The sequence below is a fragment of the Pseudomonas sp. B21-036 genome (assembly GCF_024748925.1).
Taxonomy (GTDB): domain Bacteria; phylum Pseudomonadota; class Gammaproteobacteria; order Pseudomonadales; family Pseudomonadaceae; genus Aquipseudomonas; species Aquipseudomonas palmensis.
Window position 1 is genome coordinate 2,613,545 of sequence record NZ_CP087178.1, and the last position, 26,371, is coordinate 2,639,915.

At 65.5% G+C, this 26,371-nt stretch carries 23 protein-coding genes; 7 read left to right on the forward strand and 16 right to left on the reverse strand.

The annotated features are described in order from the left end of the window. Window position 1: 1 nt before the first annotated feature. From LOY33_RS11700 to LOY33_RS11725, 6 genes are read right to left on the reverse strand one after another with little or no spacing between them, the layout of a single operon-like run. Window positions 2-1,594, reverse strand: a complete 1,593-nt coding sequence (locus tag LOY33_RS11700; RefSeq protein ID WP_043860605.1) for a GNVR domain-containing protein — start codon at window positions 1,592-1,594, stop codon at window positions 2-4. A 20-nt stretch (window positions 1,595-1,614) separates the two neighbouring features. After that, complete coding sequence (locus LOY33_RS11705; protein WP_043860606.1) at window positions 1,615-2,637, reverse strand: polysaccharide biosynthesis/export family protein; 1,023 nt, start codon at window positions 2,635-2,637, stop codon at window positions 1,615-1,617. A 23-nt stretch (window positions 2,638-2,660) separates the two neighbouring features. Further along, window positions 2,661-3,308 (reverse strand): CpsD/CapB family tyrosine-protein kinase, encoded by a 648-nt coding sequence (locus tag LOY33_RS11710; RefSeq protein WP_043860607.1) that lies wholly within the window; start codon window positions 3,306-3,308, stop codon window positions 2,661-2,663. Continuing rightward, a complete protein-coding gene (locus LOY33_RS11715) occupies window positions 3,309-4,055 on the reverse strand; it encodes a sugar transferase (RefSeq protein WP_043860608.1) in 747 nt (248 codons plus the stop codon). Next, the gene (locus tag LOY33_RS11720; RefSeq protein WP_043860609.1) at window positions 4,052-5,134 is read right to left on the reverse strand and encodes an NAD-dependent epimerase; all 1,083 of its coding nucleotides are present in this window, start codon (window positions 5,132-5,134) and stop codon (window positions 4,052-4,054) included. The genes LOY33_RS11715 and LOY33_RS11720 overlap by 4 nt, the downstream gene beginning before the upstream one ends. Beyond that, a complete protein-coding gene (locus tag LOY33_RS11725; RefSeq protein WP_043860610.1) occupies window positions 5,131-6,483 on the reverse strand; it encodes a UDP-glucose/GDP-mannose dehydrogenase family protein in 1,353 nt (450 codons plus the stop codon). Before LOY33_RS11725 ends, LOY33_RS11720 begins: the two co-directional genes overlap by 4 nt. Window positions 6,484-6,891: 408 nt before the next feature. On the opposite strand from LOY33_RS11725, the gene LOY33_RS11730 reads away from it, so the two are divergent. After that, the gene (locus LOY33_RS11730) at window positions 6,892-8,589 is read left to right on the forward strand and encodes a sulfatase-like hydrolase/transferase (protein ID WP_104572482.1); all 1,698 of its coding nucleotides are present in this window, start codon (window positions 6,892-6,894) and stop codon (window positions 8,587-8,589) included. A gap of 18 nt (window positions 8,590-8,607) precedes the next feature. Here LOY33_RS11730 and LOY33_RS11735 read toward each other — a convergent pair whose 3' ends face one another. From LOY33_RS11735 to LOY33_RS11750, 4 genes are read right to left on the reverse strand one after another with little or no spacing between them, the layout of a single operon-like run. Next, the gene (locus LOY33_RS11735; RefSeq protein ID WP_043860612.1) at window positions 8,608-9,168 is read right to left on the reverse strand and encodes a membrane integrity-associated transporter subunit PqiC; all 561 of its coding nucleotides are present in this window, start codon (window positions 9,166-9,168) and stop codon (window positions 8,608-8,610) included. Between the two features lie 17 nt (window positions 9,169-9,185). Continuing rightward, window positions 9,186-10,841, reverse strand: coding sequence for an intermembrane transport protein PqiB (locus LOY33_RS11740; protein WP_078481192.1), 1,656 nt, complete (start codon window positions 10,839-10,841; stop codon window positions 9,186-9,188). Further along, on the reverse strand, window positions 10,834-11,466 hold the full coding sequence (locus tag LOY33_RS11745) for a paraquat-inducible protein A (protein WP_043860614.1): 633 nt from the start codon (window positions 11,464-11,466) through the stop codon (window positions 10,834-10,836). The genes LOY33_RS11740 and LOY33_RS11745 overlap by 8 nt, the downstream gene beginning before the upstream one ends. After that, the gene (locus LOY33_RS11750) at window positions 11,463-12,062 is read right to left on the reverse strand and encodes a paraquat-inducible protein A (RefSeq protein WP_258662693.1); all 600 of its coding nucleotides are present in this window, start codon (window positions 12,060-12,062) and stop codon (window positions 11,463-11,465) included. The genes LOY33_RS11745 and LOY33_RS11750 overlap by 4 nt, the downstream gene beginning before the upstream one ends. Window positions 12,063-12,192: 130 nt before the next feature. Between LOY33_RS11750 and LOY33_RS11755 the strand changes: the two genes are divergently transcribed. Continuing rightward, complete coding sequence (locus LOY33_RS11755; RefSeq protein WP_043860616.1) at window positions 12,193-13,113, forward strand: aldo/keto reductase; 921 nt, start codon at window positions 12,193-12,195, stop codon at window positions 13,111-13,113. After that, the gene (locus LOY33_RS11760; RefSeq protein WP_258662694.1) at window positions 13,113-14,378 is read left to right on the forward strand and encodes an NTP/NDP exchange transporter; all 1,266 of its coding nucleotides are present in this window, start codon (window positions 13,113-13,115) and stop codon (window positions 14,376-14,378) included. Before LOY33_RS11755 ends, LOY33_RS11760 begins: the two co-directional genes overlap by 1 nt. A gap of 90 nt (window positions 14,379-14,468) precedes the next feature. Here the strand turns inward: LOY33_RS11760 and LOY33_RS11765 are convergent, their stop codons facing one another. Then, entirely contained in the window at window positions 14,469-15,350 is an 882-nt protein-coding gene (locus LOY33_RS11765) for a bile acid:sodium symporter family protein (RefSeq protein ID WP_054914467.1), read from the reverse strand. A gap of 302 nt (window positions 15,351-15,652) precedes the next feature. On the opposite strand from LOY33_RS11765, the gene LOY33_RS11770 reads away from it, so the two are divergent. The 3 genes from LOY33_RS11770 to LOY33_RS11780 are packed head-to-tail and all read left to right on the forward strand — an operon-like array spanning window position 15,653 to window position 18,804. After that, window positions 15,653-17,062 (forward strand): circularly permuted type 2 ATP-grasp protein, encoded by a 1,410-nt coding sequence (locus LOY33_RS11770; protein ID WP_043861213.1) that lies wholly within the window; start codon window positions 15,653-15,655, stop codon window positions 17,060-17,062. 3 nt (window positions 17,063-17,065) lie between these two features. Further along, window positions 17,066-18,016: an alpha-E domain-containing protein gene (locus LOY33_RS11775; protein ID WP_043861214.1), complete on the forward strand. Its 951-nt coding sequence runs from the start codon at window positions 17,066-17,068 to the stop codon at window positions 18,014-18,016. Next, the gene (locus tag LOY33_RS11780) at window positions 18,013-18,804 is read left to right on the forward strand and encodes a transglutaminase family protein (protein WP_054914468.1); all 792 of its coding nucleotides are present in this window, start codon (window positions 18,013-18,015) and stop codon (window positions 18,802-18,804) included. Before LOY33_RS11775 ends, LOY33_RS11780 begins: the two co-directional genes overlap by 4 nt. Window positions 18,805-18,915: 111 nt before the next feature. Here LOY33_RS11780 and LOY33_RS11785 read toward each other — a convergent pair whose 3' ends face one another. Continuing rightward, window positions 18,916-20,097: an acetyl-CoA C-acetyltransferase gene (locus tag LOY33_RS11785; RefSeq protein WP_043861216.1), complete on the reverse strand. Its 1,182-nt coding sequence runs from the start codon at window positions 20,095-20,097 to the stop codon at window positions 18,916-18,918. A gap of 125 nt (window positions 20,098-20,222) precedes the next feature. Here LOY33_RS11785 and LOY33_RS11790 point away from each other — a divergent pair, with 125 nt between their 5' ends. After that, entirely contained in the window at window positions 20,223-21,113 is an 891-nt protein-coding gene (locus LOY33_RS11790; RefSeq protein ID WP_043861217.1) for a LysR family transcriptional regulator, read from the forward strand. Here the strand turns inward: LOY33_RS11790 and LOY33_RS11795 are convergent. The 4 genes from LOY33_RS11795 to LOY33_RS11810 form a co-directional block, all read right to left on the reverse strand. Continuing rightward, on the reverse strand, window positions 21,110-21,601 hold the full coding sequence (locus tag LOY33_RS11795; RefSeq protein ID WP_043861218.1) for an Lrp/AsnC family transcriptional regulator: 492 nt from the start codon (window positions 21,599-21,601) through the stop codon (window positions 21,110-21,112). The two genes, LOY33_RS11790 and LOY33_RS11795, sit on opposite strands and share 4 nt — an antisense overlap. Before the next feature lie 122 nt (window positions 21,602-21,723). Then, window positions 21,724-23,016 (reverse strand): 4-aminobutyrate--2-oxoglutarate transaminase, encoded by a 1,293-nt coding sequence (gabT, locus tag LOY33_RS11800; RefSeq protein ID WP_043861219.1) that lies wholly within the window; start codon window positions 23,014-23,016, stop codon window positions 21,724-21,726. A gap of 52 nt (window positions 23,017-23,068) precedes the next feature. Then, entirely contained in the window at window positions 23,069-24,529 is a 1,461-nt protein-coding gene (locus tag LOY33_RS11805) for an NAD-dependent succinate-semialdehyde dehydrogenase (RefSeq protein WP_054914469.1), read from the reverse strand. Window positions 24,530-24,774: 245 nt separating this feature from the next. Beyond that, on the reverse strand, window positions 24,775-26,328 hold the full coding sequence (locus tag LOY33_RS11810; protein WP_058540217.1) for a PucR family transcriptional regulator: 1,554 nt from the start codon (window positions 26,326-26,328) through the stop codon (window positions 24,775-24,777). Between the last annotated feature and the right edge of the window lie 43 nt (window positions 26,329-26,371).

Genomic DNA, 26,371 nt, shown 5'->3' on the forward strand with positions numbered 1-26,371 from the left:
TTCAATTGCGCACCCAGTGCACCAGCCGTGGCAGCGACCAGCCCTTGTGCGGATTGTGCGTTTCCGGGGTCTGGTCGTTGATCACCAGCAGTACCGGCAAGCCCAGCTGCTGGGTGATCTGCGCCGGGTGCTTGAAGCGATGGTCGAAGAACTCGCGCACGTACACCAGGGCGATGCCCAGCAGCAGGCCGGTGAGCATGCCGAACGGAATGATCAGCATCGGCTTGGGAAAGGCCGGCTCGGCGGGCTCATAGGGCGCACTGAGAATCCGTGCGTTGGACACGTCACCCGACAGCAGGCGCTCGCCACGGGCTTCCTCGTAGCGCTGGGTGTAGGTGAAGAACGCCTTGTGCAGGGCATCGATCTCGGTATCCAGCTGACGCGCCTTGCTCTGGGTTTCCTGCAACTGGTGCACGCGGCTCTTGTAGTCGGCGATGCGCTGGGTTTTCTGCGCGATCACGTTCTGCACCACGGCCAGGTCCTTCTCGCGCTCCTGGATACGGTTGGCGACGATCTTGAGAAACTGCTGGCGGGTCTTGGCGATCTGCTCGCGCTGCAGCAGCATCTGCTCGCTGCCGGGCTGGAACACTGCCAGGTCGCTGACGTAGGTCAGTACCTGGGTGGTCAGCTGCTCGCCCAGTTGCTTGATCTCGCGGTCCTCGAAGGCCACGTTGTCGACGGTCTGGGTGAAGGTGAAGGGGAAGGCGAAGTCGCGCATGTTGGCGTTGCTGGCCGCAGCCAGGCTGGTCTTGAGGTATTCCAGCCACTGCTGGCTCTGCAGCAGGCGATCGCGGTACTGGTTGAGTGCCTGTTCCTCGGTGTTGATGGCATTGAGGCGGAAGGTGATCTCTTCCTTGGGGTCGGACGAGCCGATGCCTTCGAGCATGCCCAAGCGCTTGCTTTCCAGGTCATCCATGCGCACCTGGTACTGCATCTTCTTCTGCTCGTAGAACTCCTGCGGCAGTTCGTTGGACTGCAGGTTCTGGCGGTTGCGCAGGTAGTTGTCGAGCAGACGGCTGACGAACAGCGTACCGACCTTGGGGTCGGGGAAGCTGTAGGTGATCGACACCACGTTGGAGCCGGGCAGGGTCTCGATCTTCAGGTCCTTGATCGCGTCGTCGGTCAGGGTGTCGAGCTGGGTATCGCGTACCGGGTCGACCTCCAGCCCGAACAGGCTGCGCACCGGGTTGACCACATACTCGCGCAGCGGGTTGACGATCAGGCTGCGGATCGGCCCGAACACCAGGCGCTGCAGCAGGCCGGGGGGCACGTCATACAGGCCCTCGTCGCGCAGCTGGGTGATGGTCTGGCGGATCAGCGTGGGTGAACGCAGGATGTTGCTCTCGGTCTCCATGTCGGCCAGCGAAGGCGGAATGAACTTGTCGGTCTCCTGGGCCAGGGCGGTGTTGGTATCGCTCTGGGAGAGCTTTTTCGACTGCACGATCACTTCGGCCGTGATGTCGAAGCTCTGCTTGAGCACCAGCGGCAGCAACAGGGCAATCACTGCGAACACCAGGAATACCCGCTTCACCAACTGACGGTTGGCGAAGAGGATCCTGAAGAATTCATGCAGGTAGTTTTCTTTGGTAGTCATGCGCGTGCACCTGCCTGGGTTTAGTTATCGCTGTCTTTGTTGTCGACGCGGTAGGAGAAGCTGAAGCCCACCCCCTGGAACAGCACCACGTCGGCCAGTTGCCGGGCCAGTTCGCCGGCGCTGGCCAGCTTGGTCTTGGGCACGTAGAGCATGTCGTCGGGCTGCAGATAGGCCACCTGCGCGGCGCTGGCGTCCAGGGCCTTGTCGACGTTGTAGGGCACGGCCTGCACCTGGTTGCCGTTGCGCCGCATGATCACCACCGAGTCGAGCCGGGCCTTGAGGCTGGGCCCGCGGGCCAGGGTCAGGGCTTCGAGCACCGATACCGGGCGCCGGATCGGATAGGCGCCGGGCTGGGCCACCTCACCGAGCACATAGATCTCGTTGACCGCAGTGGACTTGAGCATCACGTCCACCGTCATGCGCCCGGGCAGGTCGGCGTAGCGCTTGTTGAGGAAGGTCTGCAGTTGGGTGACGGTCATGCCCTGCAGCGGCACCGCGCCCACCTCCGGAAAGCTGGCCTGGCCGTCGGTGCCCACGGTGATCTCGCGGCTCATGCCGGTGGCGGGGTGGTTGAGTGCGCTCTTGAGGTTCTGTTCGTTGGTCAGCGGGCTGATCACCTGCACGGTCATCTGGTCGCGGTTGGGCTGGAACAGGCGCTTGTTGCGGTAGGCCTGCTGGATGGCCTGGCGCGCTTCGTCCGGGGTCATCCCGGCGACGTTCACCGAGGTGTTGGCCCGTGGCAGTTCGATGGTGCCATCGGGCAGCACCAGCTGGTTGCCGTTGAGCGAGCTGGCCGCAAGGAAGCCCAGGCCGACGGTGTCACCGGGCTGGATGCGATAGGCCTGCGAGCCGCTGGTGCTGATATGGAAGATCACATCGAGCACGTCCCCCGGGCGCAGCGCCTGCTCGCCGCGTGGCAGCTCGGTGTCCTGGGCGTTGGCCGCGTTGGCAGTCATGATCTGCACCGGCATCTGGCGTGGCTCCTGGCTGGTGCAGGCTGCCAGAGGCAGCAGCGCCAGCAGGGCGAACAGTTTCACATTCATAGCGTCATCCTTAGCCTGGCTGCTCAGAGATTGTTGTAAAGCCATTTGGGCATGTAGTAGCGGCGTCGGTTGAACACGCTGCCGATCAGCTTGGCGCCGGCCTGGGTCAGGCGCTGGGCGGCGGCCTGGGCGACCTCCCAGCGGGTGTCCTCGGCGGTGACCACCAGGATCACGCCATCGACCAGGGTGCCGATCACCAGGCTGTCGACGCTGGAGTACACCGCCTCGCCGTCGATGACCACGAAGCGGTAGTGCGCGCTGAGCTGGCTCAGCAGGGCACGCAGGCGGTCCGGGTTGAGGCGTTCGTTGCCACGCCGGTACTGGCCGCACGGCAACATGTCGAAAGGCTGGTCGGACACCCGCACCAGGCAGTCCTGCAGCACGGGCGGGGTGTCCTGCTCGAACAGCAGGTCGCGAAAGCCGGGCAGCTTCTGCAGGCCCATCTGCTGGGTCAGGCTGTTGCTGGTAGGGCTGCTGTCCACCAGCAGTACCGGTCCGCCGCTCATCAGCGTCAGCTGCTTGGCGAAGGCCAGCGCACTGGTGCTGGTACCGCTGCCGGTATTGGCCGCGGTCAGCAACAGCACGCGCTGCTCCTGGTCCAGCACGGTGGACGTCAGGTTGGTTTCGCTGGGGGTGGCGATGGTCAGACTTCTCGAAGTAGAACCGTCCATTCAACTTGCTCCGTGGCCGCTGAAGACTTTGAAGGGGGTCTTGAGCAGGATCTTCAGGTCCAGGCTCAAGCTCTGTTCGGCGATGTAACTCAGGTCAAGCTCGACCCGCTGGTCGAAGTCGATGTTGCTGCGCCCCGAGATCTGCCACAGGCCGGTCATGCCGGGGTAGATGCTCAGGCGCGCCAGGTGGCTGTCCTTGTAGCGATAGGCGTTGAAGGAGGTCGGGCGAGGGCCCACCAGGCGCATTTCGCCGCGGATCACGTTGAACAGGTTGGGCAGCTCGTCCAGGCTGCTGCGCCGCAGGAAGCTGCCGATGCGGGTTACGCGCGGGTCCTTGTCGATCTTGAAGTCGATGGCGTCGGCGCCGTGCTTGTTCAGGTGGCGCACCGACTCCTTGAGGTCCTCGGCGTTGGCGACCATGGTGCGGAACTTGTACATGCCGAAGCTGCGCCCGCGGTAGCCGGTGCGCTGCTGCACGAAGAACACCGGGCCGGGGCTGCTCAGCTTGACCAGCACGGCCAGCACCAGCAGCAGCGGTGAAATCAACAGCACGATCATCAGCGCGCCGATGAACGACAGCACGCGGTTGGTGCGCGACAGCGTCCACGGCCGCCCGCCGGCGCGCCCGGTCATCCAGCCACGGCCCTGCATGTGAATCGCCGCATCGATGCGCATGCGGTGATTGGGGTCCATGCGTTTGTCCTGGCGCAGGGCCTGGGTTTCAGCACTTTTCTGTTGGCCTGTCATACCACCCTCCGTTGATGCTCGGGCGCGGCAACCGGCGTTTGCCCGATGGACCGCACAGCGTCGTCGGGCGTGTGCGCGTAATAATCGACGAACCAGGCGACGAAGCGGCGCAGCCCTTCGTCCAGCGAGATGCACGGGGTGAAGCCGGTGGCCTGGGCCAGGGCACTGGCATCGGCGCAGGTGTCCAGCACGTCACCTGGCTGCAGGGGCAGCAACTCGACCTGGGCGGTGCGCTGCAGGTGTTTTTCCAGCAGCGCCACGTAGTCGGTCAGGGCCACCGGCCGTTGCCCACCGATGTTGTAGATGCGCCAGGGCGCGTGGCTGCTGGCCGGGTCGCTGGCCAGGCGGTCCCAGGCCGGGTCGCTGACCGGGGCCAGCGGGATCAGGCGCACCAGGCTTTCGACGATGTCGTCGATGTAGGTGAAGTCGCGCTGGTGCTGGCCGTAGTTGAACAGCTTGAGAGGGTGGCCCTGGCTGATGGCCTGGGCGAACTGGATGGGCGACATGTCCGGGCGCCCCCAGGGGCCGTACACGGTGAAAAAGCGCAGCCCGGTGGTGGGGATGGCGAACAGGTGGCTGTAGCTGTGGGCCATCAGTTCGTTGGCCTTCTTGCTCGCGGCGTACAGCGACAGCGGATGGTCCACTGCGTCCTGCACGGCATAGGGTGTGCGCTGGTTGCTGCCGTACACCGAGCTTGAGGAGGCATACAGCAGGTGCTGCACCGGATGGCGGCGGCAGGCCTCGAGCATGTTGAGGAAACCCACCAGGTTGCTGTCCACGTAGGCGCGCGGGTTGTCCAGCGAATAGCGCACCCCGGCCTGGGCGGCCAGGTGGATCACCACCTCGGGGGCGAACTCGGCGAACAGCGCCTCGATGCCTGGGCCGTCGGCCAGGTCCAGGCGGCGCAGGTCGAAATCGCCGGCCTGGGCCTGGACCCAGCGCACGCGGTCTTGCTTGAGCGCGGGGTCGTAGTAGTCGTTGAAATTGTCCAGGCCCACGACCTGATGGCCGTCGCGCAACAGGCGCAGTGTGCAGTGTGCGCCGACGAAGCCGGCCGCACCGGTGACCAGTATTCTCATGGCGCCGATACCTGCGGTTGTACCTGGCGCAGGCCGATGCCGCTGTAGGTCAGGCCGAAGGTTGCCACCTGTTCGGGGCTGTAGAGGTTGCGTCCGTCGATGATCAGGCGTTGGCGCAGCTTTTGCGCCAGCAGGTTGAAATCCACCACGCGGAAGGTCTTCCACTCGGTGCAGATCACCAGCGCATCGGCATCCTCCAGGGTGTCGTCACGGGTGGCGCACAGTTGCAGGTCGTCGCGGTAGCCATACAGGCGCCGGCATTCGGCCATGGCTTCGGGGTCAAAGGCGCGCACCGTGGCGCCCTCGGCCCACAGCGCCTCCATCAGGTAGCGGCTGGGGGCTTCGCGCATGTCGTCGGTATTGGGTTTGAAGGCCAGGCCCCACAGGGCGATGGATTTGCCCTTCAGGCTGCCGGGGAAGCTACGCTTGAGCTTGCTGAACAGGATCTGGCGCTGGCTGTCGTTGATTTCGCTCACGCTCTGCAGCAGGCGCAGCGGCATGCCGCTGTGTTCGGCGGTATGCAGCAGCGCACGCAGGTCCTTGGGGAAGCACGACCCGCCAAAGCCACAGCCCGGGTAGATGAAGTGATAGCCGATGCGTGGGTCCGAGCCGATGCCCTTGCGCACCGATTCGATGTCGGCACCGAGGAACTCGCTGAGGTTGGCCAGTTCGTTCATGAAGCTGATGCGCGTGGCGAGCATGGCGTTGGCCGCGTACTTGGTCAGCTCGGCGCTGCGGTTGTCCATGAACATGAGCTTTTCATGATTGCGGCAGAACGGCGCGTACAGCTCGGACAACTGCTGCTGGGCCTGGTCATCGGCGGTACCGACGATGATCCGATCCGGGCGCATGCAGTCGGCCAGGGCGCTGCCTTCCTTGAGAAACTCGGGGTTGGAGACCACCCGCACCTGCAGTTGATGCTTGCCCAGCCGGTCGAGCTCCTCGCGGGCGAGCGCGGCCACCTTGTCGGCGGTGCCCACCGGCACGGTGGACTTGATGATCAGGGTGCGGTGCGCCGCCATCAGGCCGGCGATCTGCCGGGTGACGCCCAGCACGTGGGAAAGGTCGGCCGAGCCGTCTTCGTCCGGTGGGGTGCCGACTGCAATGAAGATCAGCTCGGCGTGGGCGACGGCATCGCTGGCCTGGGTACTGAACGACAGCCGACCTTCCTTGATGTTTTCCTCGAGCATGCCCGACAGGCCAGGCTCATGAATAGGTGGAACACCTTGTCGCAACTGACTGATTTTATGGGCGTCTACATCGACACAAAGTACCCGGTGACCTACGTCAGCCAAAGCGGCAGCTTGCACAAGTCCGACATAACCGGTGCCAAATACGCTCACATCCATGCTGGCGTGCCTCGTATGGAGTAATGAAAGTGAAACAGCGGGTGTGAATTCGGTATAGACCAGCTGAGCCGGTTTGTGTCAAACCTATGGCATGTATCTGTAGAGTTACAGGTGGTAGGAGTTCCACTGTTTTGCCATCAACCCTTTTCCAATCCGTACCTTAGCGTCGAAATGGGCTGGCACTTGGCCGGTTGTCAATGCGATGAACGGTCGTAGCCCGCGTAAAACGTGGCTCGTGGAATGTGGGTTGTTTCGCGAATGCATCAGATTCCCGCTTGAAAAACGTCATAATCGGCGCCCTGCATTTCGTCATTTTTTTGACAAACTGTGGTTTGCGCTTTGTCGGCATCCTGCTACCGTGTGGGAAACCTCAGTGGGCTGGGGGGAAACATTTCTGGCGGGGAAGTCATGCGCGTTTACATCAAGGGACTGTTGCTGCTGGTCTACCTTCTGAGTTTCCATGCGTACTACCTCGAGCGTCTCGAGGCGATCGGGCTGGGGGTGGCACTGGTGTTGTATGCCGGTGTGTTCGTGCTGCTGGTGGCTGCCCTGTGGCTGTGCGCGAACATACGCCAGGGCCTGGTGCGCTGGCTGTTTGCAGTGGGGTTCTGTGCCAGCGCGGTGTTTTTCGACGCCTATACGCGCATAACCGCCGAATACCTCACCTACAGCGCCTTCGTTTCGATGGTGTATTCGGGTGGGTTCATCGGCGAGGCGCTTGAGCAGTACCACAGCGTGATCCTGGGGGTCGCGGCCAAGGGGCTGCTGTTGCTGCTGGGGCTGGGCCTGCGCCCGGACCCGGTGCAGCGGCTGCCCGGCACCCTGGCGTGGGCCGCACCGCTGCTGGGCCTGGCGCTGTTGACCGGCATCCTGTTCGTGCGTGCCGGCGAGGGCGCACGCGGCCTGCCGGTGATGTACACGCCGCTGGCCTACCTGAACCTGTTCCTCTACGAATCGCTGCACGACAGCGTGGGCCCGCGCCAGCCAGTGACGCTGGCGCGCAGCGGCCCGCCATTGGCGCGCGATATCGTGCTGATCATCGACGAGAGCGTTTCGGGCAACTACCTGGACCTCAATACCCCCAACGGGGTCACCAGCAACCTCACCCACCCCCAGCCGGGGGCCAGCATCTTCAACTACGGCTATGCCGCCTCCATCGCCAATTGCAGCGCCGACACCAACGTCACGCTGCGCTACGGCGGCACCCGCAGCGATTACCTGCGCATCAACTCGACCCTGCCGTCGATCTGGCAGTACGCCAAACAGGCCGGGCTTGGCACCGTCTACATCGACAGCCAACGCACCGGCGGCAACCTGCAGAACCTGATGGATGCCACCGAAAAACGCGACATCGACCAGTTCATCCAGTTCGACACCACCCCGGTGCGCGACCGCGACATGGCCGCACTGCAAAAGCTCGTGGAGCTGCTGGGCGACGGCAAGCCGCAACTGATCGTGATCAACAAGGTGGGGGTGCATTTTCCGGTGCACGACAAGTACCCGGATGCGTTCATGACCTACACGCCGGCGTTGCCGCGGGGCCACTATGCCGACATCGCCGATACCGGTCAGCGCGACGGGTTCAGTGGTACCCCGCAGGACTGGGTGCTGTACCGCAACTCGTACAAGAACAGCGTGCTGTGGAGCGTGGGCGAATTCTTCAAGCGCCTGTTTGCCCAGGCCGACCTGAGCCAGGCGGTGATCATCTACACCTCCGACCATGGCCAGGACCTGCATGAGCGCGGCAACCCGGGGCTCAACACCCACTGTGGCGAGAACCCGGTGGAGGAAGAGGGCCTGGTGCCGCTGGTGGTGATCCAGGGCCAGGGCCTGAAGACTTTGGACTGGCAGGCGCAACTGGCGACCAACAAGGACCGCTCCAGCCACTACAACATCTTCCCCACGCTGCTGCAGTTGCTGGGGTATGACGCTGCGGCGGTCGAGCCGATCTACGGACACGCGCTCAACGTGCCGACCAACGATCCGTTCAGTTTCAACTACCGCTTCAATGCACGCCTTGGTGCCAAGCCCGAGTTCAAGCATATCGACCTGGACGTGGTGGTCACACCGGGGCCGCAGGGCATGCCGGTGGGCTCGGCCCAGTAAGCTGACCGGCCCGATGCCTCAGGAACCGGAGGCCGGGCACCCGGCCCGGGTGTCATCGGCCGCCTGGGCTATCAGCCCTGCAAGACGCGCCACGTTGCGTTGCTGGGCTGCTACCAGCTCGGCAATCCCGGTGCCCGCCGCACTGCGTACCAGGCTGTGGCAGCGCAGGGCGGGGCGGTTGGCATCGCCGCCCAGCGTACGCAGGCGCCAGCGCGCCTCCAGCAGGGCGTATTGCCCGGGTACCGAGTCGAAGCGCTGCACCTCCAGGCGCAGGCCCAGGGTGCGCGGTGCATTGCTGTTGAGCTGGCCACTCAAGGCGCTGCGCAGTTCATCCACCAGGCTGGCGCCCCACCATTCACTGTCGAGCACCGCCAGGCCGCTGTCGCCCTGGCGCACGACGATCTGCTCGCGGTCGACCTGGGGCGGCACGCTGATGGACTCTATGCGTACGTCTACCGCACGGGTCGCCCCGGCCTGCAGCTGCGCAGGCACCAGGGTGTGGTAGTGCACCGGCTCGCTGCGACAGGCCGCCAGCAACAGCGCGATGCCAAGCAGCGAAGGTTTGAGCAGATAGGTCATGGGGCGGGCTCCAGTGCTCATTGGCGCGAGGAAGGTTGCAAGGCATCGGCAGGGGCATTGTCGGGCCGCCCGCGCAGCAGCGACTCGGGGTTGCGCTTGAGGTAGTCGGCCAGCTCGCGCATCGAGCGGGTCATGCGGCCCAGGTCGTCCAGGGTCTGCGACAGCTGCTCGCGCTGTGGCGAGTCGTCGGCCAGGGTCGCATTGGCACTCTTGAGCGTGGTGCTCATGTCCTGCAGCGTGCCCTCGATGCCGGGCAAGGTCTTGCCGTTGAACTGCTTGAGCGCCTTGCGCAGCTCCACCAGGTTGGCGTCCAGGTTGCCGGCGATGCGTTCGATGGGCAGCTTGTTGATCTTCTCGACCATGGCCTGGAACTGCTCCTGCAGTTGCTCCAGGCTGCTGGGGATGGTCGGGATGGTGATGGGGCGCGCGGTCGGGTCGAAGGTCACCTTGGGCGCCTTGGGGTAGAAATCCAGGGCGATGTACAACTGCCCGGTCAACAGGTTGCCGCTGCGGGCCTGGGCGCGCAGGCCGTTGTCGATGAAGGTGCCCATCAGGCGGACGCCGGCCTGTTCATCGTCAGGGTTGTGATTGAGCACCTTGAGCATCTTGGTATGCGCCTGGCCCAGGCGTTGCGGGTAGATCACGATGCCCACATTCACCGGAAAAGTGCGGGTCTTGGCGTCGAAGTCGAGGTTGATGGCGACTACCCGGCCGAATTCCATGCCCAGGAACTCCACCGGTGCGCCCACCTTGAGCCCGCGCAGCGACTGGTCGAAGCGCAGCGCCAGGTACTGCGCCTTGCCCGCCGGCGGGGCGAGGGCGGCGGGGCGGTCGTCGAACAGCTCGAAGGTCTTGTCCTCGGCTGCCGGCTGGTCGTCGGGACTGTAGTCCGGGGCCCTGAAGGCCACGCCGCCGACCATCAGCGACGACAGCGACTCGGTGCGCAGGGCAAAGCCGTTGGCACCCACCTCGACATCCACGCCGCTGGCGTTCCAGAACCGCGTGTTGTCGGTGACGAAGGCATCGTTGGGGGCGTGCACGAACACTTCGACATTGACCCCTTTGCCGTTGGCGTCCAGCGCGTACGACACCACCTGGCCGACCTGGATCTTGCGGTAGTACACCGGCGAGCCGACGCCCAGCGAGCCGAGGTCGGAGGCATGCAGGTTGAAGCGCTTGCCGGGTTCGCCGTAGGTGATTGGCGGTGGTGTCTCCAGGCCGGTGAAGGTCTTGGCGCGGGTGTCCGACTGCCCGGCATCGGCGCCGATGAAGTCACCGGAGAACAGCGTGTCGATACCCGTTACGCCGCCCGCACCGATGCGCGGGCGCACCACCCAGAACAGCGAGTCCTGGCGGGTGAAGTTCTCGGCCTGCTTGACCAGCTTGATGGTGGCGGTGACGCTCTTCTGGTCCTGGCTGAGCTCCACTTCGCTGACCTGGCCGATCACCACGTTGCGGTACTTCACTGCTGTCTTGTTGGCCTCCAGCCCCTGGCCGGTCTTGAAGGTGACCTGGATACTGGGGCCTTCCTGCAGCCAGTTGTGCACCACCAGCGAGATGCCCACCAGCACTGCCACGATCGGCACGATCCACACCAGCGACACGCTGAAGCGCCGGGTCTGCACCGCCGGGCGAGCCGGTTGTGCCGCGCTGTGGTTGCTGTCTTCACTCATGCGCGGGTTCCTTGCCGTTGGGCGGTTGCCAGATCAGGCGGGGGTCGAAGCTCATGGCCGCGAGCATGGTGAACACCACCACCATGCCGAAAAACAGAATGCCCAGGCGCGGCTCGATGTCGCCCAGGGCCTGGAACTTGACCAGTGCGGCAACCAGCGCCACCACGATCACATCGAGCATCGACCAGTAGCCGATCAGCTCGACGAAGCGGAACAGCTTCGAACGCTGGCGCTGGGCCCAGGTACTGCCGCGCTGCACCGTCACCAGCAGCAGGCCCAGGGCCACGAACTTGGTGGCCGGCACCGCGATGCTGGCGATGAAGATGATCAGTGCGATGTCCCATGAGCCATGGGCCCAGAACTCGAGCACGCCGCTCATGATGGTGCTGTCGTCGCCGGCACCGAACAGCTTGGTGTTCATCACCGGCAGCAGGTTGGCCGGAATGTAGAACACCAGGGCGGCGATCAGGTACGCCCAGGTTCGGGTCAGCGACTCGGGCTTGCGCTCATGCAGCGGCGCTGCGCAGCGAGGGCACTGGGTGGGGTGGTCGCGGTTGTCGCAGGCCAGCCCGCAGGCATGGCACAGCACCAGGCCCAGCTCGCTGGCCAGCGGCGGCGCGTTCAAGACAGGTACACCCACAGGTCGCGGATATCGCGCCCGGCCAGGCGGATCATCAGCAGGCTCAGGGCGGCCAGGGCGATCAACCCCAGGCCTGGCAGCACATCGAGCAGCCCGGCCAGCTTGAACACCGCCACCATCGACCCCAGCAGGCACACCTCCAGCATGCTCCACGGGCGCAGGGTTTCCAGCCAGCGCATGCACAGGCTGAAGGCCGGCGAGCGGCGCCGGCCCAGGGCATGCACCAGCACCCACAGCAGCAGCAACAGCTGGAACATCGGCGCGATGATGATCGCGATGGCGGCCACCAGGGCGATGAAGGTGATCGGCCCGGTGGCCAGGGCGCGCACCGAGTCCCATAACGTGGCGCTGTTGTGCAGGCCTTGCAGGCTGATGCTCATCACCGGGTAGAAGTTGGCGAACATCCACAGGATCGCTGCAGTGAAGCTCAGCGCCAGGCGCTGCTGTACATCCAGGCCGTTATGGCGCTGCAGCACGGCGCCGCAACGCAGGCATAGCGCTTTCTGGTGTTTGGCGAGCTCGACCCGTTCATACACGCAGTCGCAGTGTTCGCAGATGATCAACCGATCGGTGCTGGCCACGCTTGGCACTCGCAACAGGGACTAGCTCAATATAGAAGCGCATGGCAATTGAGCAAATCGGCGCCGTTGGGCCATGGTCTATGCTTGACCCTTTGACCCCTTCCAACGCCGCTTTGCAGGAGGCCTGCGCATGCCTACGCGTCGCCGTTTTCTCGCCACCAGTGCTGCCCTGGCCGCTGGCCTGGGGCTGCTGCTGAGCCGCCCGCACGCCCTGGCGCAGCCCCACACGGCGCTGCTCGAGCGCAAGGTGCCGTCCACCGGCGAGGCCTTGCCGGTGATCGGCGCCGGCACCTCGGGCAGTTTCGAGGTGACGGCGGGTTCCCCCGAGTACCAGCAGCTCAAAGCGGTGCTGCAGGTGTTCTTCGACGGTGGCGGCCGGGTCATCGATACCTCGCCCAACTATGGCGGCGCCGACGCGATACTGGGCCAGTTGCTGGAGGAGGGCGGTTGGCGCGAGCGCACCTTCCTGGCCACCAAGATCGCCGCCGACAGCCAGGCTGCGGCGCAGGCGCAATGGGCCCAGACGCTGCGCAGCCTGCGCACCGACAAGGTCGATCTGCTGCAGGTGCACAACCTGCGCGACTGGCAGCGCCAACTGCCCTACGCCCGTGAACTCAAGGCCCAGGGCAAGACCCGTTACGTGGGCGTTACCCATTACACCGATGGCGGGCTGGACGAACTGGAGCGCATCCTGCGCCGCGAGCCGCTGGACTTCATCCAGATCCACTATTCGGTGAATGCGCCTGGCGCCGCGCGCACGGTGCTGCCGCTGGCGCAGGACAAGGGCGTGGCGGTACTGATCAACCGCGCCTTCGACGATGGCAGGCTGTTTGCCAGGGTCAAGGGCCAGCCGTTGCCGGGCTGGGCCAGCGAAGCCGGCATCGGCAGCTGGGCGCAGCTGTTTCTCAAATTTGCCCTCAGTCACCCGGCAGTGACGACCGTGATCCCGGCCACCAGCCGCCCGGACCGTCAACGCGACCAGCTCAAGGCCGGCAGTGGCGCGTTGCTCGACACGGCCCGGCAGCAGGCGCTGATCAAGATGTTCGGCTGATGCGCCTGCTGGGCCGGCTGTTCACCTTTCACGACGACGAAACCCCGGCGGTGGTGGGCGGCCTTGCGCTGTTCTTCCTGCTGTTCGCCGGCTATTTCATGCTGCGACCGGTACGCGAGACCATGGGGGTGGCCGGCGGCGTCGACAACCTGCAATGGCTGTTCACCGGCACTTTCATCGTCACCTTGCTGGCATTGCCGCTGTTCGGCTGGGTGGTGGCGCGGGCCCGTCGGCGCAGGATCCTGCCCTGGACCTACGGCTTTCTGGCAAGCAACCTGCTGGCCTTCGCCCTGGTGTTCGCGGTGCAGCCCGACAACCTGTGGGTGGCCCGGGCGTTCTACATCTGGCTGTCGGTGTTCAACCTGCTGAGCATCTCGCTGGCCTGGAGCGTACTGGCCGACCTGTTCAGCAACGAGCAGGCCAAGCGCCTGTTCGGGTTGCTCGCAGCCGGTGCGAGCCTGGGCGGGCTGGTGGGGCCGATACTGGGTACCCTGCTGGTGGGCGTGGTCGGGCATGCCGGGCTGGTGTTGCTGGCCACGCTGTTTCTGCTGGGCAGCATCGGCGCGGCAACCTACCTGCAGCGCTGGCGCGACCGTGCGCCCTTGCCGGCGGAGGCCGAACACCCGCGCTCCCGGCCGCTGGGCGGCAACCCGTTCGCCGGGGCCGGCGAGGTGCTGCGCTCGCCCTACCTCTTGATGCTGGCGCTGTTCGTGGTGCTGCTGGCCAGCATCAGTACCTTCCTGTACTTCGAGCAGGCGCGGCTGGTGGCACAGACCTTTACCGATCGCACCCGCCAGACCCAGGTGTTCGGCCTGATCGACACCGTGGTGCAGGCGCTGGCGATCCTCACCCAGTTGTTTTTCACAGGGCGCATCGCGCGGCGCATGGGGGTGGGCGTGTTGCTGGTGGCGGTGCCGCTGGTGATGGTGGCCGGCTTCCTGTGGCTGGCCCTGGCCCCGGTGTTTGCGGTGTTCGTGGTAGTGATGGTGGTGCGCCGTGCGGGGGAGTATGCGCTGGTACGGCCGGGGCGCGAGATGCTGTACACCGTGCTGCCGGCCGAGCAGAAGTACCGCGCCAAGAACTTCATCGACACGGTGGTCTATCGCGGTGGCGATGCGCTAAGTGGCTGGGTCAAGCGCGGGCTGGATGTGCTGGGTGAGCACCCGCAACTGGCGATGCTGATCGGGGCGGGGATTGCGCTGGAGTGGGCGGCTACCGGGGGCTGGCTGGGCAGACGGCAGCGGCGATTGGAGCAACGCAATTGAACGGTGTTGGCTTGCTTCGCCGGCAAGGCCGGCTCCTACAGGGGGTTGCGCCGTTCACAGAACCCCGTAGCAGCCGGCCTTGCCGTGCAGTCAGTCGAGCACTGCCACCGGTTCCGGGTTGCGGCTCACCCACCATCCAAACCCGGCGGCGGTAAAGAACATGATCAGGCTGTACAGCGCCGCCGGAATGGCCATGGTCGAGTTGTTGAGCAGGGTCGGGCTCAGCGCCAGTGCAATCGCCAGCGTACCGTTGTGGATGCCGATCTCCATGCCGATGGCGATGGCCTGGCGCTTCGGAATCTTCAGTATCCGCGGCACATAGTAGCCCAGCCCCAGACTCACCAGGTTGAACAACAGCGCGGCTGCGCCTACCAGGGGCGCGTACTCGACCACGGTGGCCCAGTCTTTCATCAGCGCCAGCATCACCGTGCCGGCCAGAAACAGCGCCGCCACCAGCTTCATCGGTTTCTCCATGCGCGCCGCGAAGGCCGGGGTCAGGCGCCGCACCAGCATGCCCAGCGCCACCGGCACCAGCACGATGGCAAACACCTGCAGCACCTTGGCGAACTGCAGCGGGATGGCCTGGTCGGCGCTCATGAAGTAGCTCAGCGACAGGTTGACCAGCAGCGGCATGGTCAGGATCGCGATCAGCGAGTTCACCGCCGTCAGCGTGATGTTGAGCGCCACGTCACCGTGCGCCAGGTGGCTGAACAGGTTGGCGGTGGTGCCGCCGGGCGAGGCCGCCAGCAACATCAGGCCGACCGCCAGGGCCGGTGCCAGGCCAAAACCGTTGGCAATCAGAAAGCAGATGAAGGGCAGCAGCAGGATCTGGCACACCAGGCCGATGACCACCGGCTTGGGGTATTTCACCACCCGGGCGAAGTCGGCCAGGGTCAGCGAAAGCCCCAGGCCGAACATGATGATGCCCAGCGCAACGGGCAGGAAGGCGGTCAGCAATGGCGAAGCGGTCATGGCAGCAACTCGCAGAAAAGAGGTGTCGGCATTCTAGGCCACCAGATCGCCATGTGCTGCTGGGGAGGCCCCGTAGATACAAGTCTTTACGAAAAGGTGCGCAGCGTGCACCGGGCAGGTTGCGCGCACCGTTATGGGGCAAATGCATGCACCGCTCGGGTCGCCCGCCGCGCTCAAGGGGCGTGGCAGAGCGATTCCCGGGCGTTGGGCACAGCCCTTGCTAAAGTCTGTTGAAAGGCCCGGGTACTGGAAGACAGCAGCCAATTAGAAGAAGCCGTTACGAACACGGCGAGGAGTGGGGTATGTCCGGAGCTTTTTTTGACGAAATGTATGCCGCAGGGGGCCAGTGTCGCCCGCATTACCGCGAGTTTGCCCGCTGGCTGGCGGACACGCCGCTGGAACTGCTGGCGCAACGCCGCCGCGAAGCCGACCTGCTGTTCCACCGCGCAGGCATCACCTTCACGCTCTACGGTGACGAGCAGGGCACCGAACGCCTGATCCCGTTCGACATCATTCCGCGCAGCATCAAGGCCAGCGAATGGCAGGTCATCGAGCGTGGCTGCATCCAGCGGGTGCAGGCACTGAACATGTTCCTGGCCGATATCTACCATGAACAGCGCATCCTCAAGGCCGGCATCATCCCGGCCGAGCAGGTGCTGGCCAACGAGGGCTACCAGGTGGCCATGCGCGGCCTGGGGCTGCACAGGGGCCTCTATGCGCATATCGCGGGGGTGGACCTGGTGCGCGATGGCGACGGCAGCTACTACGTGCTCGAGGACAACCTGCGCACCCCCAGCGGCGTGAGCTACATGCTCGAAGACCGCAAGATGATGATGCGCCTGTTCCCCGAGCTGTTCGCCGCCCAGCGCATCGCGCCCATCGACCATTACCCCAACCTGCTGCTCGACACGCTCAGGAGCGCCAGCCCGCTGGACAACCCCACGGTGGTGGTGCTGACCCCGGGGCGCTTCAACAGCGCGTACTTCGAGCATGCGTTCCTGGCCCGCGAAATGGGGGTGGAACTGGTGGAAGGCGCCGACCTGTTCGTGCGTGACGACCGCGTGTTCATGCGCACCACCTGCGGCCCGCAGCCGGTGGACGTGATCTACCGCCGGCTGGATGACGCCTTCCTCGACCCGTTGACCTTCAACCCTGAGTCGATGCTCGGGGTGCCCGGCCTGATTGCCGCCTACCGCCTGGGCAACGTGGTGCTGGCCAATGCGGTCGGCACCGGGGTGGCGGACGACAAGTCGATCTACCCCTACGTGGGCGAGATGATCCGCTTCTACCTGGACGAAGCGCCGATCCTGAAGAACGTGCCCACCTGGCAGTGCCGCAAGCCGGCCGAGCTGTCCCATGTGCTGGCCAACCTGGAGCACCTGGTGGTCAAGGAAACCCAGGGTTCGGGCGGCTACGGCATGCTGGTGGGGCCGGCGTCGACGGCAGCGCAGATCGAAGCGTTCCGCCTGCGCCTCAAGGCTCGCCCGCAGGACTACATCGCCCAGCCCACCTTGTGCCTGTCCACCTGCCCGACCTTTGTCGAAAGCGGCATTGCCCCGCGCCATATCGACCTGCGCCCGTTCGTGCTGTCGGGCAGCCAGACCCGCCTGGTGCCCGGCGGCCTCACGCGGGTGGCGCTGCGCGAAGGCTCGCTGGTGGTCAACTCGTCGCAGGGCGGCGGTACCAAGGACACCTGGGTGGTGGAGGACTGAACCATGCTTTCAAGAACCGCTGCAGACCTCTACTGGATGTCGCGTTACCTGGAGCGCGCGGAAAACCTCGCGCGCATGCTCGAAGTGAGCTATTCGCTGTCGCTGATGCCCCAGGCCGGACGCAGCGACGGCCACGCGGAGCTGGCCATGTCGCTGCTGGCGGCCGGCACGCTGGAAGACTACAAGGCCCGCCACGGCGCGCTCGACACCGAGCACATGCTGCACTTCTTTGCCCTGGACGAGGCCAACCCCGGCAGCATCTACTGCTGTTTGCGTGCGGCGCGCAGCAATGCCCACGCCGTGCGCGGGCGCATCACCGCCGACATGTGGGAGAACATCAATGCCACCTGGCTGGAGATGCGCGCCATTGCCGGCAACGGCCTGGGCCGCTACGGCATCAGCCAGTTCTGCGAATGGGTGCGGGAGCGTTCGCACCTGTTTCGCGGGGCCACCTCGGGCACCATCATGCGCAACGAGGCCTATGGCTTCATTCGCCTGGGCACCTTCATAGAGCGCGCCGACAACACCTTGCGTCTGCTGGATGCGCGCTACGAGATGTTTGGCGAGGAGTCGGAGGAGGTCAGCGACAAGTCGGCCCGTGGCTACTACCAGTGGAGCGCCTTGCTGCGCGCCCTGTCGTCGTTCGAGGCTTTCAACGAGATCTACCGCAACGCACCGAACGCCGAGCAGGTTTCGGAAATGCTGCTGTTGCGCGCCGAGGTGCCGCGCTCGCTGCATGCCTGCATCCAGGAGCTGGACCTTGAACTGTCCAACCTGCCCGGCATCAACGGCCGCCCGGCGCAGCGCCTGGCCGCCGGCCTCAACGCTCGCCTGCGCTACACCGGCATCGACGAGATCCTCGATGCAGGCCTGCACGCCTGGCTGATCGAGTTCATCGATCAGGTACGCGACCTGGGCCAGGCCATTCACGACGCCTACCTGGAGGTGGTATGAAACTGTCCATTCGCCACGACACCACCTACAGCTATGCCAACGAGGTGTGCACCAGCATCCAGTTCCTGCGCCTCACGCCCCAGGACAGCGAGCGCCAGCGTGTCATCGACTGGCAGGTGGACATGCCGCGCAAGGTGCGCAGCCAGCTCGACCCCTATGGCAACGTGCTGCATGTACTGACCCTGGACGAGCCCCACGGCGAGATCGTGCTGTGCGCCCACGGCCAGGTGGAAATCGACCCCACCCGCGAGGTGGAGCCGGACCTGCAGTCGCCGCTGCCGTTTCTGCGCAGCAGCCCGCTGACCGCCGCCGACGAGGCGCTGCTGGCGTTTGCCGCGCAGCATTGCGGCGAGCGGCGCGACAGGGCGGCGCTGATCGAGCTGATGAATGCGCTGGCCGAGCACATGCCCTACAGCCCCGGCGCGACCGAGGTGGGCACTACCGCGGCCGAGTCGTTCGCCAGGCAGGCGGGGGTTTGCCAGGACCATACCCATGCGTTTCTGGCCTGTGTGCGCAGCCTGGGTATCCCGGCGCGCTACGTGTCGGGCTACCTGTGCACCGAGGACGCCACGCACCTTGCCAGCCATGCCTGGGCCGAAGCCTGGCTGGGGGAGGGCTGGTACAGTTTCGATATCACCAATCGGCTGGCCAGGCCCGAGCGCCACCTGAAGCTGGCGGTGGGGCTGGATTACCTGGATGCGTGCCCGGTGCGCGGAATGCGCCGGGGCGGGGGGATGGAGCACATGCTGGCCAAGGTGCAGGTGGAACTGATGGTGCAGGTGCAGTAGCCAGGCGATGCAAGGTGTCGACGCCATCGCGGGTCAAGCCCGCTCCCACAGGGGCCACGGCAATCCTGTGGGAGCGGGCTTGACCCGCGACGAGGCGCTGCAGATCGAGGGTCAGGCGCGCTCGATGGCCAACGCCACACCCTGCCCACCACCGATGCACAGGGTCGCCAGGCCCTTCTTCGCATCACGCTTGATCATCTCGTGCAGCAACGACACCAGCACCCGGCAACCCGAGGCACCGATCGGGTGGCCCAGGGCAATCGCGCCGCCGTTGACGTTGACCTTGCTCGCGTCCCAGCCCAGCTCCTGGCCCACCGACAACGCCTGGGCCGCGAAGGCTTCGTTGGCTTCGATCAGGTCCAGCTGATCCAGCGACCAGTCGGCCTTCTGCAGGCAGCGACGGGTCGCGCTGACCGGGCCGATACCCATGATCGCCGGGTCCACGCCCGCATTGGCATAGGCCGCAATGCGCGCCAGTACCGGCAGGCCCAGGGCCTTGGCCTTGGCCGCGCTCATCAGCAGCACCGCCGCTGCGCCGTCGTTGAGGCTCGAGGCGTTGCCCGCCGTCACGCTGCCGTCCTTCTTGAACGCCGGCTTGAGCTTGGCCAGCGACTCGGCGGTGGTGCCGGCGCGGGGCTGTTCGTCGGTGGCGAACACCAGCGGCTCACCCTTGCGCTGCGGGATCTGGATCGGGGTGATCTCGTCGGCAAATCGGCCGGCCTCGATGGCCGCGCAGGCCTTTTGCTGCGAGGCGGCGGCAAAGGCGTCCTGGGCCTCACGGGTGATGGCGTACTTGTCCACCAGGTTCTCGGCGGTGATGCCCATGTGGTAGTCGTTGAAGGCATCCCACAGGCCGTCGCTGATCATGCTGTCGATCATGCTGGCATGGCCCATGCGCAGGCCGGTACGCGCGGCAGGCAGCACGTAGGGGGCCAGGCTCATGTTCTCCATGCCGCCAGCGATGATCACCTCGGCGTCGCCACAGCGGATCGCCTGGGCGCCCAGGTGCAGGGCCTTGAGGCCCGAGCCGCAGACCTTGTTCAGGGTCAGGGCCGGTACCGCATGGGGCAGGCCGGCCTTGATCGCGGCCTGGCGCGCCGGGTTCTGGCCGCTGCCGGCGGTGAGCACCTGGCCCAGAATCACCTCATCCACTTCGCTGCCGGCCAGCCCGGTCTGCTCCAGCAGGCGGCGGATCACCGCTGCGCCCAGCTCCGGGGCCGGGATGGCGGCCAGCGAACCCTGGAAACTGCCGATGGCGGTACGAGTGGCCGCGACAATGACGACGTCTTGCATGGAATATTCTCCTTGTTAGTGGTCCAGTGGCGTGAGTGTTGCGCCATTACATATATTTGTTAAGTTGATTTTTGAGATGGATTGATCGATAAACCTCAACAATTCCCCCTTTTGCCGGAGTCAGCATGACCGTCAAGCAGCTGCGTGCCTTCTGGGCAGTGGCCCAGAGCCTGAGTTTTGCGGTGGCCTGCGAGCGTCTGCACCTGTCGCAGTCGGCACTGAGCCTGACCATCAAGTCGCTGGAGGAGGGCCTGGGCGGGCGGCTGTTCACGCGCACCACGCGCAACGTCACGCTGACCCCGGAAGGCGAATCGCTGCTGCCCCTGGCGCGCCGCCTGCTTGCCGACTGGGACAACGCCGAGGACGAGATCCGCCAGCGCTTCACCCTGCAGCGCGGGCGCGTGACCATTGCGGCGATGCCGTCGTTCGCCGGCAACCTGCTGCCGCCCATCCTGAAGAACTTTCGCACCCGCTACCCGAACATCGGGGTCACGGTGAACGACGTGATCAACGAACAGGTGCTGGAGATGGTGCGTGACCGCCAGGTGGAACTGGGGGTGGCGTTCGAGCCGTTCGAAGGCTCGTCGCTGGTGTTCTCGCCCCTGTACGTCGACCGGTTCACTGCCGTGGTGCCGCTGGATTCGCCCCTGGCCGCGCTGGATGAAATCGACTGGCAGACCTTGCTGCAGCAGCCGTTCATCACCTTGCAACGGCCCTCGAACGTGCGCGTGATGCTCGAAGAGCACCTCAAGGCGCGCGGCATGAAGCTGGCGGTGGAGTTCGAGAGCCATCAACTGGTGACAGTGGGTCGCATGGTGGCCAGCGGGCTTGGGGTCAGCGCGGTGCCGGCCCTGTGCGCCGGCCAGATGCACGAGCTGGGCGCGCGCTGCATCACCCTGCGCGACCCGGTGGAACGTGCCATCGGGGTGCTGAGCAAGCCGGGCCACGAACTGTCGGCTGCGGCCCAGGCGTTGTTCGACAGCCTGCATGAACAGCAGGCCGAGGCCAGGCGCTAGACGGCGGCGAGCAGGCTGCGCAGGGGCACCTTGTTCTTCATCACCGGCGACTTGATCACGATGTAGCTGAAGTACTTCTCGATGCCGATGTTCTGGTCGAGGATGGTTTCCATCAGCTCCTGGTAATGCTGGATGCTGCTGGTCAGAAAGCGCACCAGGTAGTCATAGCCACCGCTGATCAGGTGGCATTCGAGCACTTCGTCGATGTTGCGAATGCTCGATTCGAATTTCTGAAAGTCGGAGCGTTTGTGGTCGCTCAGTGTGACTTCGGTGAAGATGGTTACCGAGTTGGCGAACTTGGCCAGGTTCAGGTGGGCTTCGTAGCCGCTGATATAGCCTGCCGCCTCGAGTCGCTTGACCCGTTGCAGGCACGGGCTGGGCGACAGCCCCACGGCTTCGGCCAGGCTGACGTTGGTCATGCGGCCGTCTTTCTGCAACTGGACCAGGATGTTGATATCGATCCGATCGAGCTTGGTTGCCGCTTCCATTCCTGACTCCTGAAATGCGGGATGACAAAAAAACACACTTTCACCCACGGGGCCTTCGCTGGCAAGGCCGCTCCCGGCGGGAGCCGGCATTGCCAGCGAAGGTGGCGCCGCAGAGGGGCGGATTACGCCGTAGCGCGGGTCAACGCCTGGTCGAGCATGCGCAGCGCTTCGGAGATCTGCGCCTCGGTGGTCACCAGCGGTGCCAGGAAGCGCACCACGTTGCGGTACACGCCGCACTTGATCACCAGCAGGCCGGCTTCACGGGCCTGGTCGATGATGGCCTGGGCCAGGTTCGCGTCCGGGGTCTGCGCGGCGTCGTCGGCCACGATCTCGATGGCCTGCATGAAGCCCAGGCCACGCACGTCGCCGATGCACGGGTAGCGGTTCTGCAGGGCCAGCAGGCCTTCACGCAGTTGCACCGCACGCTGCTCGCCCTGGGCCAGCAGGTCTTCTTCCTCGAACAGGTCCATCACCGCCAGTGCAGCCGCGCAGGCCACGGCGTTGCCGCCGTAGGTGCCGCCCAGGCCGCCCGGGGTCGGCGCGTCCATGATCTCGGCACGCCCCACCACACCCGACAGCGGCATGCCGCCGGCCAGGCTCTTGGCCACGGTCACCAGGTCAGGCTGGATGCCCGAGTGCTGGAAGCCGAACGGCTTGCCGGTACGCCCGAAGCCGGCCTGGATCTCGTCCAGGATCAGCACGATGCCGTGGCGCGTGCAGCGTTCGCGCAGGGCACGCAGGAAGGCATCGGGGGCGCGCAGGAAGCCGCCATCGCCTTGCACCGGCTCGATCAGGATGGCCGCCACGCGGTCGGGGGCCACGTCGGTGGCGAACAGGTGGTCGAGTTCGGCCAGGGCGTCGTCACTGCTCACGCCGCGGTATTCGTTGGGGTAGGTGGCGTGGTAGATCTCGGCCGGGAACGGGCCGAAGTTCTGCTTGTACGGCTGGCTCATGCCGGTCAGGGTGACGCCCAGCAGGGTGCGCCCGTGGAAGCCGCCGCGGAACGAGATCACCGCCGGGCGGTTGGTGTAGCCACGGGCGATCTTGATGGCGTTCTCCACCGCTTCGGCGCCGGAGGTGAACAGCACGCTCTTGTAGGCTTCGCCGCCACCGACCATGGCGTTCAGGCGCGCTGCCACGTCGATGTACGACGCATAGGCCACCACCTGGAAGCTGGCATGGGAGATCTCGCCCACCTGGCGGCGCACGGCCTCGACCACACGCGGGTGGTTGTGGCCGACGTTGAGCACGCCGATGCCGCCGACGAAGTCCAGGTAGCGCTTGCCGTCCACGTCCCACAGCTCCGAACCCTGGGCGTGGCTGACCACGATCGGGTGGGCGGTGGCGATGCCGCGGGGTACGTGCTGCTCGCGCAGGGCCAGCAGGCGTTGATTTTCAGTCAGTGCAGAATTCATGGTGCAGCTCCATTAACTAACGATGGTGTCAGGGGTTCGGGAACGCAGGTATTCAGTCGAGGCCGCCCATGTGCCAGGCCTTGATTTCGAGGAACTCGTCCAGGCCGTACTTGGAGCCTTCACGGCCGGTACCGGACTGTTTCATGCCGCCGAACGGGGCCACTTCCATGGAGATGATCCCGGTGTTCAGGCCGACCATGCCGAACTCCAGGCGCTCGCCCACACGCCAGGCGCGGCGCATGTCCTGGGTGAAGTAGTAGGCGCCCAGGCCGAACGGGGTAGCGTTGGCGATGGCCAGGGCCTCGGCTTCGTCCTTGAAACGGAACAGCGGGGCAACCGGGCCGAAGGTCTCTTCGGTGGCCAGCAGCATGTCGGTGGTGGCGTCCAGCAGCACGGTCGGCTGCACGAACAGGCCGGTGTCGTCGGGCATGCCGCCAATCGAGATGCTGGCGCCTTTTTCCACCGCATCGCCGATGTGGCTGGCTACTTTGGCGACGGCGGCGGCGTTGATCAGTGGGCCGATGGTCACGTTCTCGCCCAGGCCGTCACCCACCTTCAGCTCGGCCACGGCAGCCCGCAGGCGCTCGGCGAAGCGGTCGTAGATGCCGTCCTGCACCAGAATGCGGTTGGCGCACACGCAGGTCTGCCCGGCGTTGCGGAACTTGCTCAGCATCACCCCGGCAATCGCCAGGTCGAGGTCGGCGTCGTCGAACACGATGAACGGCGCGTTGCCACCCAGCTCCAGGCTCAGGCGCTTGAGGGTGTCGGCGCACTGGCTCATCAGCAGCTTGCCGATGCGCGTGGAGCCGGTGAACGACAACTTGCGCACGGCCTGGTTGGCGGTCACTTCGCTGCCTATGCCGGCAGGCAGGCCGGTGAGCACGTTGAACACCCCGGCCGGGATGCCGGCACGATCTGCCAGTACCGCCAGGGCCAGGGCCGACAGCGGGGTCATCTCGGACGGCTTGACCAGCACGGTGCAGCCGGCGGCCAGGGCCGGCGCGCATTTGCGCGTGATCATCGCGTTGGGGAAGTTCCACGGGGTGATGGCCGCCACCACGCCGATCGGCTGCTTGAGCACCAGGATGCGGCGGTCGTTGGTGGGCGCGGGGATGGTGTCGCCGTAGATGCGACGGGCCTCTTCGGCAAACCATTTGACGAAGCTGGCGCCGTAGCCGATTTCGCCGCGCGACTCGCTCAGGGGCTTGCCTTGTTCGGCGGTCATGATCAGCGCCAGGTCTTCCTGGTTTTCCAGGATCAGGCTGTACCAGGCTTCCAGGTGACGTGCGCGGGTGGCGGCGGGGACTTCGCGCCAGCTTTCGAAACGGGCCTGGGCGGCCTCGATGGCGCGTCGCGTCTCGGCGGCGCCGAGGGCCGGGACCCGGGCGATTTCGCTGCCGTCGGCGGGGTTGATCACGGCAATCGTTTCGCCGTTGTCGGCATCGATCCAGCTGCCATTGACGTAAGCGCGTTCGACAAGCAGCGAGGGGTCACGCAGTGTGCTTTTCAACATGGAGAGGGTGCCTTCTACGGGTCCGGTGAATGGCACGATTGTAAGAACAGGCACGCAGTGACCGATGCCGAGATGACCGCTTGGGCCAGGCATAAATGCCGTATTGAGGGGGTTGGCAGCACACTATGCTGCGGGGGTGGTCGAGGTGTCTCCAGCGCCGGTCAAGCCCGCTCCCGCAAGGCCTCTGACGGCCTGCTGGAGCGGGCCTGGCCCGCCACCTGGCGGTACAGGCAGCAGATTGTTTGTCAGGCGTCGTTCTGCAGGCGGTACATCTCGGTTGCCACCTGCAGCTGAAAGCGCGCCTGCGGGTTCTCCATCGACAGCTGCAGCAGCTCTTCGATGCGCTCCACGCGGTAGCGTAATGTGCTGATGTGGATGTCCAGGCAGCGGGCGCTGCTGGCCAGCTGAAAGCCTTCGCTGGCCAGGGTGCACAGGGTTTCCATGAGCATGGCACCGTTCTTGTGCCGGGTCAGCGGGGTCACCAGGCGCTCCAGCAGCATGCGCCGTGCATCGTCGTCGCCCATCAGCGCCCGCGGAAACAGCACTTCGTCAAACCCATGCAGCTTGCCCGGGCGCAGCAGCGGCAGCAGGGTGGCCACATCCCCGGCGCCCTGGGCCATGCCTGCCACGCCCCGGTGCACGCGGCTGGCGGCCATGGCGCCGCCGTCCAGTCGAATATGCTTCCAGATCGACTCGGGCATCACATCGGCCGGCACGATCAGGCTGATCTGGTTCAACGACACCGACAGCAGGGGCGCGATTCCCAACCCCTGCATGATCTCGGTGATGCGCTCGGCCTGTTCCTTGCGCCGCTGGAAGCCCTCGCGGCTGAGGGGAATCGGCTCGTCCAGCAACACCAGGCACACGCGGTAGTCGCGGGTATGACACCAGCCGGACACCAGCGCACGTTCGATGGCGCGTGGCGTTTCGGGGAACTTGCCTTCCAGCAGCCCTGCCACCAGGGCATGGCCGAGGCGGTTTTCCTGGTCCAGCAATTCGCGTTGATGGGACAGCTGCAAGGCGGCGATCAGCGCAGCATGTTCCACTGCGCGGCAGTGCAGCTCCTCGAAGCTGTCCCGCTGGCCCTTGAGCCACACCACCCCGACCCGCTCGCCCTGCAGGCGGATGGGGCAGCCCAGGCGAAATGCGCCGGCATCGGCGTCCAGCTCCAGCACCTGCGGCTCGACCCCCTGCAGCAGGTTGGCCTGCTCGTTCAGGTGGCGCATCACGGCAAGCTCCACGGCGTCATTGGCCGGCTCGCTGGCCCCCAGCACACTGCCGGAGCTGGCCACGATCAGCGCCGGCAGTTCCAGGGCGCTGGTGAGTGCGCTGGCCAGGCTCTGCAGGTTGTCGGCCTCGATGGCAGCGCGGGTGAGCATGCGGTGGATAAGGTCGGAGCGACGGATGATGCGGGTCTGGAAGTTGATGATCTGTTCGAGAACCTGCTGGGTGATGTCGCTGAAGGCGACTTCCCAGGGCAGTTCCAGCAAAGGGAAACAGCAGCGGTCGGCTTCTTCGATGGCCGCCTGGGGGAAGTGTTCGTGAAAGTGCGGGACTGCCATCACGACCCCGGCCAGGCCCAGCTCGGCCAGGCGGCGAACCATGTCGCGGCATTTTTGCGGGTCTTGCGGCCAGTTGTAGCCGGTGGTCAGCAGCAGGTCGCCCTTTTTCAGCCAGTTGAAGATGTCGGGGTGATCGACGATATGCACCCACGCCAGGTCGCGGTCCAGGCATTGCCTGCCCGCGACCACGGTGGCCTGGCTGAGGGAGGTCTGTTCCAGGGCTGTGGCGAGTTTCATGTGCAATCCACGATCCAGACACGATAGAGGATCGCAGTCTAGC